Here is an 11,661-nt window from a genome sequence, read left to right as displayed (position 1 = left end):
TGGAAGCAAATCTATCCCTGTCAAAACGGTTGAATATTATTTTGCAAAAATGGAGGAGACCATATATGGGGGGTGACTGATTAGCTATTGATTACCACATTAAATCATCAGGTACTTCGAAGTCTGCATACGGATCGTCTTCATCTTTCGTCGTGTCTTGATCATTCGCTTTATCTTTAGACGCGTAATCATTCAATAACACGATTGATTCGTTATCGCGCTCGATGATTTTTCTGGCGGCTTGAGCAGGTATCAAAAAATAGTCTGCTTGTTCTTGATCACTAGCGTCAGAATTTGCAGTCTTCGCTATTTTAGCGATGGCAATAATACCTCGTGAAATCAATGTATGATTCTCAGCAGAAACCAGCATTGTCTTGATTTTATTATTATCGGTGAAGTTATACGTTAGCTCGCTATCTTCGGCGGCTTTTTTATCTAACTTTTGAATCGAATTATTTTTGATCATTTGGCGAATCTGCGCCTGCACTTCTTTTTGCTGCGCTTCTTGTTTGCGCTGCTCGTTTAAGGCCTGACTTTTTTGCTGCTCTTCAAGGCGTGCTTTCTCCGCTAATTCAGCGGCTTCATTTTTAAGCTCAGTATTAGTTGCCTGACTTTTCTTCTTCGCTTTTTTCTTGGCGGTTTGAATATTATTCGCCTGTTGTTTTTTAATTAAGCCTGCACCTAGAAGCTGATCTTGAAGTGAACCTTTCATGTTATTCCTATGTTTATTTATTGTACTTTTAAGTTTAAATCACTGTTGTGTATTTAGTGTACTTCGAAAAAGTACCCATATAGACGCTAAATTCTAGTATCGGCTATCATGTTAGATAGTATTAAGATTTAGCATACATGAGTTGACCATTTCAAAAAACGAAATGGCAATCTCATTATAAATAGGGGGATGTCTGAAATACCCAACAATTTCATCAAATGTTACTTAGCAAACAACTCAGATTCAATATTCTTAAATGCTTTAAATTCTAATGAATTACCAGAAGGGTCCGCAAAAAACATCGTACCTTGCTCCCCTACTTCTCCTTCGAAACGGATATAAGGTTCGATAATAAACCCATCGATAAATCCCTTAACCTTTTCAGCCAGCGCATGCCATTCATCAAACTCTAATACGACACCAAAATGCGGCACCGGCACACCATGACCGTCCACAGCATTATTCAATGCATTCACTTTTCCTTCTGGCCCTAATTCCTTATTGCAATGAACAACCAGCTGATGACCAAACATATTAAAATCAATCCAGTCTGCAGTGCTCCTTCCTTCTGGGAAGCCCATTTTTTTCCCGTAGAAATCACGTGCTTCTTCAATATCACGTACTTGTATGGCTAAATGAAAGGGCGTTAGAGTCATGGTGAATCCTTACTAAATGTTAAATAACGATATTATAGAATAATCCCTTATTCTGTTTCCGACCAGACAAGAATTAAACTAAATAACGCGAACGTTTAAATGTAAATAAATGTTGCTGGAGTACTCACATACGTGAAATATAACTACTGATGACTGTCACAATTATTAAGACACTTCCCGATACGCGAAGCACTTGATTCTTTTTACCTGTTAACAAAAAAATAATTATCAAGAGTACTCCCAAAGTTCCACTAATCAGGGTTATCCAATTAAACAATGTAAGATTCATCAAACTTTCTCCATACTAAATTTTAAGTACTTTATAATAAAATAGGCTAAAAGTGGGGGGGTGTAAAAACATACAGATCTCATCTGTAAGCGATTTACCCAGTCTTAAGCTAGGTATCTCCCTTAACCTTTTCTGAAGATAAAGGTGTACGCTTATAAAACACAATGATATTACCCAAAAGTGCTAGCACTAAGCCAATTATTGCAATGGGGGTGAAAGTATAACCTTCAACAAAGGCAGAAATAGTCAGTGCGACTATTGGAAATAATACTGTAGCATAGGCTGTTTTGTTTGCACCTATTCTTGCAATAAGCTTAAATAAACAGCTAATGTCAGGATATTTCCCAGCAGAACCAAGTATCCTAATGACCATAAATATTCTAGCCTAAAATCAAAGATAAAGCCTCCTACACGCTCCAGACTAATCATAAACATGATTACAGCTGCGCAAAGAAACGAAGTATAGGAGCCTTAAATTGATCTGGCATTATTTATTTGGCTGAAATCAATATTCCTTAAACGACCAGTACTCCCTGAGTTTTACTTACAGATATTGTCGCGCTGACACCTGCACTAAAATTGAGATAATCATTTTCCAGGCCATCTGAAAAGATTACGCCATTCTCCGCCATCTTAGAGGTGAGAACTAACGGCTTTTGCTGATCCACTCTACCAAATACCAAATCGGTTTGAGATTGCTGACTAGGGAATGGCTCCCGAACGGTGTAATACAAATACTCACTATCCCATTCAAAACCATTGGCGATCTTTTTTTGCACTGGTCTACCCGCAATTCCTGAAGCGCCTGCGATTAAACTTTTAAACCAACCCGTCGAACCTAGACCAGTGCTGATGATAACTCCACTGGAACTGTGGCTTTCTTTTTTGCCATTCCATTCCACATCATAACGTGCTGAAGTGTGCGATTTAGGGCCAACAAACAAATCATTAACCGCTAATAAACTGTCGCCCAAATTTGTTGTTGCTTCAGCCATAGTGATAGTTTTGAAATTCATCTTCTTTGCTAAAACATCAGCTAAAACTAACGGTAAATCCCCAGCAGTAAATGGCAATAACACACCATCAAAGCTCTGCGGAGAGGGATTGATAGCTATCACTGATTGACCTGTAAGGTATTTTAACGTGTTTGCTACCAATCCATCTTGGCCAAGTACAACCACAATGTCATCTCGAGAAAATTTATAGGTTGGTAAGTACGAACGATCTAACTGCTGCACCCTGCCCGATGCTTTTAAAAAACTAAGCACTTGTTTATGCACGGTATGGAACAAACCATCTTCCACCTCATACTGCTCAAAGGATTCGCCTAAATGCTCAATGTAAAACTTAGCTTGCCCTAAGGTGCCGTACTTCTGTTTCAACTCGTGCAAACGAGTGTGACGGGTTACCAATATCAATTTTCTGTCAGTTTCCATTGTGATCACCTCTTTCAATTAAATAAGCTATTTGCTATTTGATAAGTGACTGCAACAATTCTGGTGAAATATTCAAGTTGCCCACCTTATTGCCTTCCTGAGTTAAGTTCTCGAACGATTGAGCGATTAATTGTGCTGGCGCCATCTTGCTCATTGCCAATGCTTTCAACACTTCAGCAGGAACCGAATCGTAAGCTTTAAGCTGCTTTTCGATGCTGTAGGCAGACGTATCAGCCTTCGCTTTCTCATTGCCTGTTTCAAGCTCTATCAAACTTTGACGTTGCTCTTCTTCGGCGATGGCGGCTTGCATATTTTCTTCATTTAACACATTGCGTTTTTTCATCACCGCACGCTCAGCTTCGATTTTCGTTTCCTGAATCTCCTGCTCTTTGCGCTGCATCGCCACTTCTGTTTCAAGCTCCGATTCCTTTACTCGTTTTTCCTGATCAATACTGGCTAAGCGACGTTCATAAATAGCATCATCCGCTTCTTTCAATAATTGCTCACGAATCTCCGCTTCTAACGCTTTTTCAGTTTCAGGTGTCGGCGAAATTGCCACGATTGATACATCGACAATGGTCACGCCTAAATCAGCCAGCGCTTTATTGCTTTGTAAGGCCGTATCAAGCTCTTTCACCAACTTCGGTGCCATGCTTAATGACGCTTTCAATTGTTGCTGCTGGATGTTATCCCTAAGCAATACCTGTACGCTTCTCAACACACGCTCATCCAGTTTTTGCGGATCTTCTGATAAGTACTTACCTTTCTTATCGATAGTGAAATTAAGCATTTTCGATACCGCTTCGGCGTCAGAAATACGATAAGTCACCTGCCCTTGCACCGTTACTTTCTGGAAATCTTCCGATTGCAAACGAAACGCAAATGGTAATTCCTTGCTGGTTACAGGTACGGCAACCAGTGATGTTTTTGGGCCGAAGTAATAAAAGCTCATACCGACACCCTGTTTAACTGCTCGACCTTTTTGATACTGAATCAAGTGAGTTGAAGGGTCTGATTTTATGTAGTTAATTCCAAACATGATTGACCTCCTGTTAAATGAAAAATAGATTAATTGTCCCAGAGACATTTAATGCTTAGATAGATAATTGTCCTTGAGACACTATTTGTCAAATGTTTTTTGTGAATTTTTAATTATTTGCTTTTTAAACAATGACTTGCTATTTTGTCTTTACGACAAATAAACTCATTTTTATAAGATTTATCCAAAATCTATGACACAAGAAAACTTCAAATCCCCCTTACTCACCGTTGATAGTGTGCTATTCACCATCAAAGATAACTCGCTGAAAATTCTATTGTTAAAGCGGAAGAATTCACCGTTTCAAAATAGCTGGGCACTACCGGGTGGGTTTATCGATGTGGATAAAGATGGTTCTGCAGAAGACACTGCTTGTCGTAAATTAACGGATAAAACAGGCGTGACACCCCCCTACTTAGAGCAGTTAAATACGTTTTCATCCAAGAGTAGAGACCCGCGAGGCTGGAGTGCTTCAATCGCCTATTTTGCGTTGATCGCACATGAAGAAACCAATCTAGACGTAACACCTAGAAATGATGAAAGTGCGCAATGGGTGGATGTAGAAAGCCTTATGGATGAAACCGCTAATTACCAGCCATTAGCTTTTGATCACCAACAGATCTTTCAATTCGCATTGGAACGCTTAAAGCAAAAAGCGCTGTATTCGATGCTACCCGTGTTTTGTTTACCCAAGGAATTCACGCTTGGTGAATATCACACATTGATTGAAATAATTCTGGGAAAGTCTATTCAGAAAAAAACCTTATATCGCCGCTTTGAAGCCTCAAATATGTTCGAAGAAACCGGAGAAACATTAGCAACAGGCGCAAGAGCAGCAATGTTATACCGATTAAAAGAAGATGCGGAACTGGTGAATTTTGAAAGGAATTTAGGTTAATCGATCACACATTTATCTAAAGCGTCATTCTTGTCTTAACTATTTACAGAACCAAACAATTTACTCTCAATATATTCCATACCCACCCCCCTACTTTGGAGGGCTTTTTTTAAGCGATCATTTACGCTGAAAAGTGATTGGCTAAATATTCACTAAACACCTCATATCTTGTTTTTACTATTTTCTTATATGCAGCCCAAATAGTATTTTCACACTACGTATTTGTAACAATTCAACTACGTTTATTTACGGATTATCTAAACCTCTGAATCCGAGTATCTTCATATCTCGATAAAACGAACAATGAGGACATTAAAAATGACTAGTATAAATATCGGAATTAATGAAGAAGGCAGATTGAAAATAGCCGAAGGCTTAAAAAAACTTTTAGCTGATTCATACACCCTTTATTTACAAACCCATAACTTCCATTGGAATGTAACAGGCATGCAATTTCGTGAGCTGCATTTAATGTTTGAAGAACAATACACGGAATTAGCTACTGCTGTAGATGATGTTGCAGAGCGTATTCGTACTCTGGATGTTCCCGCTCCTGGAACCTATATCGAATTTTCTAGGCTAAGTTCTATTGCTGAAGTTGAAGGTGTTCCAAGCTCTACAGAAATGGTGGAGTTATTAACAAAAGGGCACGAACAAGTGATAAAAACCTGTCGTGAAGTTTTGAAGATTGCTCAGGAGTTTGAAGATGAATCTACAGCGTCTTTGGTCTCTGATCGCATGGTCATTCATGAAAAAACAGCATGGATGCTAAGAGCGACGACTAAAAATTAATCAACAAACCAAGAAAATTTAGGACAAAGCAAGACGGGTGAGAGGCAAATAAAATGCTTAGAAATATCAAACTGAGTCTATGGGGTTTTCTCATTGGATTGAGCGGTTTGTGGATACTGGCAAATTTGTCTCTCCCGGAAACACTGAACTTCAAAGCCATCCGCGATCTGTTTATTCAGTACTCTGGTGTAATCGCTATGGGCACTATGAGTATCGCGATGGTATTAGCGCTTCGTCCGGTTTGGCTAGAACCCTGGCTAGGTGGTCTGGATAAATCCTATCGATTACACAAGTGGCTGGGTATTTCCGCACTCACCGGTTCAGTTTTACATTGGCTTGCCAAAAATGTGCCTCACTGGGCGATTGATCTGGGTTTAATGGAACGTGGCGCACGTGGACCACGACCAGATCCCGCTACATTAAGCGCAGCTCAGCAATTCTTTAATGAGCTGCGCAAACCCGCTGAATTTGTTGGTGAGTGGGTTTTCTATGCAGTGGTACTTCTGATCGCGCTCGCATTAATTAAACGTTTTCCTTATCGACTCTTCGCCAAAACACATAAGTTGCTTGCAGTTGCTTATTTAGCGCTAGTATTCCACACAATCGTGCTATTGGACTTTGCTGCGTGGACCAAACCACTAGGCATTTTTATGGGACTTTTATTATTGGCAGGTACGGTGTCGGCGGTTTTAGTTCTGACAAATCAAATAGGCAAGAAGCGACAGGTAGAAGGGACAATAGAAACGCAACTCCACTTCCCTCAAATGAAGGTACTTGAAACCTCCATTCTGCTGAAAGACGGTTGGAAAGGTCACAAAAGTGGGCAATTCGCTTTTGTTAATTTTGATGCCAAGGAAGGACAACACCCTTTTACCATTGCCTCTGCATGGAACGCTAAAGATCCTCATATCACTTTCATTACCAAAGGATTGGGGGATTACACTGATTTACTTCCTGAACAATTACACAGCGGTAACAAGGTAAACGTGGAAGGCCCTTATGGTTGCTTTACATTCGACGATAATAAAAAACGCCAGATCTGGATTGGCGGTGGTATTGGTATCACGCCCTTTATCGCTCGTATGAAACAACTCGCTCAACATCAAGGCGGCCAAGCCATCGATCTTTTCCACAGCGCGACAGAATTGGCACCAGAGGCGCTGGAAAAGTTAACCGCAGATGCCACGGCGGCAAATGTAACATTACATGTGATGATCGACAGTCGTGACGGTTTTCTAACCGGAGAAAAAATACGTAATGCCGTACCTGATTGGCAATCAGCCAGTTTCTGGTTCTGCGGTCCTGCGGGATTCGGCTCAGTATTACGTAAAGATATGTCGGCTAATGGTTTGCCCAAAGGTGCTTTCCATCAAGAATTATTCAATATGCGTTAGGCAGACGACGCACATCGCCAACAACGGAAAAAATGATAGCGGCTAAAACCGCTATTGTTGCGCGATCAAGCAATGCTTAGAGAATTCTCTGCCCCCACTACTTTTACACAATTTTACATAGCAGCCATATTTTCTTTTACTTTAGTCTTCTAAACTCATTGTATAAAAACTGAAAAGTCTTTCAAAGGCAATAGATACACTATGAAATCACACATTATGACAAAGCACTCATCTACTGATGCAATCAGATTCGCGACAACGGTGGCGATGATGACAGCAATTACAGTCACAATGTTTTTATCCGCATCAACAAAAGCAGAGCAACCAAGCTTTACAACCGGTGTTGCCACTCAAACCAATGCGGGCCTAATTGATTGTGGAGATAGGTCTCGAGTTAGTGCCGTAGGCGAAATAAAATCTGAAGATGGAAAAAACTGGACTGTTCCCGCTGACACTCAATTTAAAACAGCAACAAAAGCCACAGACCTATACAATGAATGTGGTGGCAAAAAATTAGATTCTCTGGCAGATCTGGACTTATCAACAGTACCGGTAGTTGATGCAAGTGGGGATGGCGCTGGTAAGGAAATATTCACCGCCTACATATTCCCCGACAACTATTTTGAGCTATACATCAATGGCGTTTTAATTGCTGTCGATCCCGTTCCATTTACACCGTTCAATGCCAATGTAGTCAGATTTAAAGCCGACTATCCATTCAACATCGCCGTAAAAATGGTGGATTGGGAAGAAACACTTGGATTAGGCATGGAAAGTAATCGAGGTACTCAATTTCACCCAGGAGATGGTGGTCTAGTCGCGCAGTTTCAGGACGCCTCTGGTAAAACCATTGCACTCACTGATGGTAGCTGGAAAGCTCAAACCTTTTACACCGCACCCATCGTAAATAGAAAATGTTTAGTCGTCGAAGGGCAAGTTCGCGATAGCTCTGCCTGTAATCAACAAACGATAACTAGTTTTGAAACTACTTCTGCAGCACATTGGACATTTCCTGAAAACTGGATGAAGGCTAATTTCGATGATAGTTCGTGGCCTGCTGCATCAACATTCACCAACGAGACTGTCGGTGTTGATAACAAAAGATCCTATACGAATTTCACCAATGTTTTTGACACAAAAGGTGCGGATGCAGAATTTATCTGGTCTTCAAATCTGGTATTGGACAATGTGGTACTTCTTCGAAAAACAGTTAAATAAAGTAATCGAGGAAATATAAAAATGAGAAAAAGCGCCATAATTCCTATCGCTTTAGCAGGTTTATTTTTAAGCGCTACTGCATTTTCACAAGATAATGCAGAACCACCAAGCCCTAAAAAAGAAGATAGAAGAGAGAACAAACGCCCGCCCAAAAGGCCTGAAGCTCAACTAAAAGCACCTACCGTAAGCGAGAGCATTGATAGCGAAGCTTGTTCTCGTGTTCGCGCATCTGTAGGAAAAGCGGGGTTCACTAAGGTCACGGTTACTTGTGATAAAACCTATGCCTATGTTCAATCAGACACCTACCCTGATCATAGCTTGATGAATGGAATCACCGGAACTAATGAACAAATACCCGTCCCTGCGTTAAATTATGCAGCGCCTATTCTGTTAAATCCTGAAATATCTGATACTAAAACAAGTATTGATGCTGCTTTAGGCGTGGCGATTAACGGTGTGCCAATCTACGATTATTCGGCTCAAGGTGAGATTGATTTACACGGTTACGATGCGACTAAAGATACTACAAAACTTGGGCAGCTTGATGAATGTGGTGGCCATGCTGGTCGCGGTGATGATTATCACTATCACGCTAAACCCACTTGCATGATTGATTCAATGAAGAATGTCACCGACGCAACAATCATCGGTTGGGGTTACGATGGCTTCCCATTATATGGTGATGCAAATCCAGACGGTTCAGCAGTCACTAAAGGTGATCTGGACGTGTGTAATGGCCAATCTGATAAACAATTCGGTTATCGCTATCATACCTCGGTTGAAGCGCCCTATATTATCCAATGTTTAGTGGGAAAAGTAGACACCAGTATTTTACCCAGAGTCGCGCCATTAAAAGGTGCTGCAGCGCGAGCAGATTTAAGACCACCTAGAGAAGGTGTCGAAAACCTTAAACATGTTAAAAAAGAAGATGGTACTCGCACGCTTAATTACACCTACAAAGGTACTGAGTATTACACGCGATTCAAACCGTCAGAAAGCAAAGCGAATTGTTATGATTTTGAGCAAAAAACGATTAGTAATAACGGCGCAGTTGAATCGGGTACCTACTGTCGCTAATGGATAAATTATTAGAAAGTTAAATAAGTCATGGGGTGATTCGTAATGCCACCCCCCTACTTTCGATGGCTTTTTCCATATTGTTTGCACATTTGATGTTTACTATTCGATTATTATTAAACAGCGTTTATTACGAGTTAGGCTTTAAACAGAATTTAAATAACAGTGTTTAATTAACAGAATATTGACTATTGCAGGTCGTTGATTTGTAGCTTCCAAGTTAATAATTAAAATAAGGAAACGGTTAGAAATAAGATTTACACTCAAAAAAACTCACTAAATGATTTTATAGAATAAACTCAGGGCACTTTTCTTGTACAATCCTGTCTCATCCTATAATTTTATTCATCATTTATTCATCATTAACCGGATTAAACTAGATTTAAATAAGAACTACATTATGTCGAATATACTAAACACAGAATTTCAACAAGTAAGCACTGGAAACTCCAACTCCTTACGCACATTAATCAGCCGTACATTAACCATTGCTTTTCTCGCGTTATTTTTACAAGGCTGTGAACTAGATGATGGAACAGATAGTACTGATGATGATGAGCAAACCGTTGTTTATAGTACTGATGGTGGAACAGCCACCTTGGATAATGACGACAAATATGAATTAATTTTAAGAGCCGATAGTACTTATTTGATTCTGGAAGACAATCTAACCGAAATTAGCATTCAAGGTGATGATAACTACCTTGTGATAGATAGTGATACCAGTATTGATTCAATAAGCATAAACGGTGATGACAACATCATTACCGTAGATGATGACGTGAATTTAACAGTGGACCAACTGACCATACAAGGTAATGGTAATTCAGTAACCGTTTATGATATTGGTACTTACACTCAGACAGGTGATGTTGATGAACCTGATAACCTTGCTTGTGAAGAAATTACTGGTACTTGCCAGTAGTAAAACACAATCATATTTCAATAAAAAAGCCGGGCCTTGCTCGGTTTTTTATTGCCTGTTAACTATTAAAAAAATAATGAATATCCAGTCACTACCCGCACAGCATAAACCATAAGCCCACCAGAAGACGATTGTCTTTACTCCGTCAAATAAACAAAAAAACAGCTATAAGTAGGGGGGTGTCATTGCAAAATAACAGCGATAATATTGACGTTAGAAACCCTAAATTACACAACTTTACATTCATTACAAACCTTCACATTACTTCCATATTGCGTTCATATTTCTGATCTAAATTACCTACAGTGCTTCAACAGAAAGCAGCTTATTAATTAAATTTTAAACATTAATAATAGGAAAAAATTACAGGTATAGAATGATGAAAACCAAATTAATATATTCACTCACAAGCATGGTTTTAGCAGGAGCTGCTTTCAATGCTCAAGCTGCAGATTTTAACTACAACTTTGTAGAAGGTTCTTATGAACACTATGACTTAGATGGAACGGATGCCGATGCAGGCAAACTTGCCGGTTCTTATGAAATGACACCAAATCTAAATATAATTGGTGAATATGCTGCAGGTAATATTGATAACCCAACAGATGGATCTGATCTGGACTTTCAAAACGGTGCCGTTGGCCTCGAGTATCACACCCCTATTGCTCCGAAAACAGATATCACCACCAACATTAAATACATAAACCAGGACATTGATACTGGAAACGATGAAGATGGTTACAGTGCCGGAGTAGGCGTAAGGCATTTATTGAATGACAAAGTAGAGCTGGATGCAAATATCGACTATTACGATATTGATAATAGCGACGACACACGTTTAAAAGTGGGTGCGCGTTATTACATTAATAAATCAATTTCAGCAGGTTTAGGTTATTCCACCTCTAGAGAAGATGTCGATACAGTCTCAACTAATATTCGCTGGAGCTTTTAATTTAGATTAACCCCAAAACAATAAACTCTCCTTATGGTTCATGAGGTCTTCCTTCCCTTGAACCCTTTACCATCTTCTGTCTTCAGAAGGTGGTTTTTTTTGAAGCAATTTTAGAAGCTAAAATAGACAGCGACTTAATCTAGCCACAAAGATATAAATCTTTTCCCTAATTAATTTATATCTTCATAAAACCTCATACACATCAAGAAAAACAATATTGGATTTTGGTATTCTGAACGCTCCAATATATGACCAATTTGAAGACAAAACACA

The 11,661-nt window shown here is 39.6% G+C and carries 12 protein-coding genes; 7 read left to right on the top strand and 5 right to left on the bottom strand.

What is annotated here, in order from left to right; translation table 11 throughout:
- Nucleotides 1-91: 91 nt before the first annotated feature.
- From Q1A31_RS16110 to Q1A31_RS16090, 5 genes are all read right to left on the bottom strand, one after another.
- On the bottom strand, nt 92-712 hold the full coding sequence (locus tag Q1A31_RS16110; RefSeq protein ID WP_299879062.1) for a DUF2058 domain-containing protein: 621 nt from the start codon (nt 710-712) through the stop codon (nt 92-94).
- A 221-nt stretch (nt 713-933) separates the two neighbouring features.
- Entirely contained in the window at nt 934-1,368 is a 435-nt protein-coding gene (locus Q1A31_RS16105) for a VOC family protein (protein ID WP_131904430.1), read from the bottom strand.
- A gap of 398 nt (nt 1,369-1,766) precedes the next feature.
- Nucleotides 1,767-2,030, bottom strand: a complete 264-nt coding sequence (locus tag Q1A31_RS16100; RefSeq protein ID WP_299879058.1) for a hypothetical protein — start codon at nt 2,028-2,030, stop codon at nt 1,767-1,769.
- Between the two features lie 142 nt (nt 2,031-2,172).
- A complete protein-coding gene (locus Q1A31_RS16095; RefSeq protein ID WP_299879056.1) occupies nt 2,173-3,093 on the bottom strand; it encodes a sugar kinase in 921 nt (306 codons plus the stop codon).
- Between the two features lie 34 nt (nt 3,094-3,127).
- Complete coding sequence (locus Q1A31_RS16090; RefSeq protein ID WP_299879053.1) at nt 3,128-4,132, bottom strand: SPFH domain-containing protein; 1,005 nt, start codon at nt 4,130-4,132, stop codon at nt 3,128-3,130.
- A gap of 193 nt (nt 4,133-4,325) precedes the next feature.
- On the opposite strand from Q1A31_RS16090, the gene Q1A31_RS16085 reads away from it, so the two are divergent.
- The 7 genes from Q1A31_RS16085 to Q1A31_RS16055 all read left to right on the top strand — a co-directional run bounded on the left by Q1A31_RS16085 (nt 4,326) and on the right by Q1A31_RS16055 (nt 11,388).
- Entirely contained in the window at nt 4,326-5,030 is a 705-nt protein-coding gene (locus Q1A31_RS16085) for an NUDIX domain-containing protein (RefSeq protein WP_299879050.1), read from the top strand.
- A 318-nt stretch (nt 5,031-5,348) separates the two neighbouring features.
- Entirely contained in the window at nt 5,349-5,822 is a 474-nt protein-coding gene (locus tag Q1A31_RS16080) for a Dps family protein (RefSeq protein ID WP_299879047.1), read from the top strand.
- Nucleotides 5,823-5,875: 53 nt separating this feature from the next.
- Nucleotides 5,876-7,216, top strand: coding sequence for a ferric reductase-like transmembrane domain-containing protein (locus Q1A31_RS16075; RefSeq protein WP_299879044.1), 1,341 nt, complete (start codon nt 5,876-5,878; stop codon nt 7,214-7,216).
- 201 nt (nt 7,217-7,417) lie between these two features.
- Nucleotides 7,418-8,434, top strand: coding sequence for a hypothetical protein (locus Q1A31_RS16070; protein ID WP_299879041.1), 1,017 nt, complete (start codon nt 7,418-7,420; stop codon nt 8,432-8,434).
- Between the two features lie 21 nt (nt 8,435-8,455).
- Entirely contained in the window at nt 8,456-9,511 is a 1,056-nt protein-coding gene (locus tag Q1A31_RS16065) for a YHYH protein (protein ID WP_299879038.1), read from the top strand.
- Nucleotides 9,512-9,911: 400 nt separating this feature from the next.
- Complete coding sequence (locus Q1A31_RS16060) at nt 9,912-10,436, top strand: hypothetical protein (RefSeq protein WP_299879035.1); 525 nt, start codon at nt 9,912-9,914, stop codon at nt 10,434-10,436.
- A 376-nt stretch (nt 10,437-10,812) separates the two neighbouring features.
- Nucleotides 10,813-11,388, top strand: coding sequence for an outer membrane beta-barrel protein (locus Q1A31_RS16055; protein ID WP_299879033.1), 576 nt, complete (start codon nt 10,813-10,815; stop codon nt 11,386-11,388).
- Nucleotides 11,389-11,661 lie beyond the last annotated feature (273 nt).

It is taken from the genome of uncultured Cocleimonas sp. (genome assembly GCF_947495625.1).
In the GTDB taxonomy this organism is placed as follows: Bacteria; Pseudomonadota; Gammaproteobacteria; order Thiotrichales; family Thiotrichaceae; genus Cocleimonas.
The sequence above is the reverse complement of the archived record's forward strand: the minus strand, read 5'-3'. Positions and strand labels throughout refer to the sequence as shown.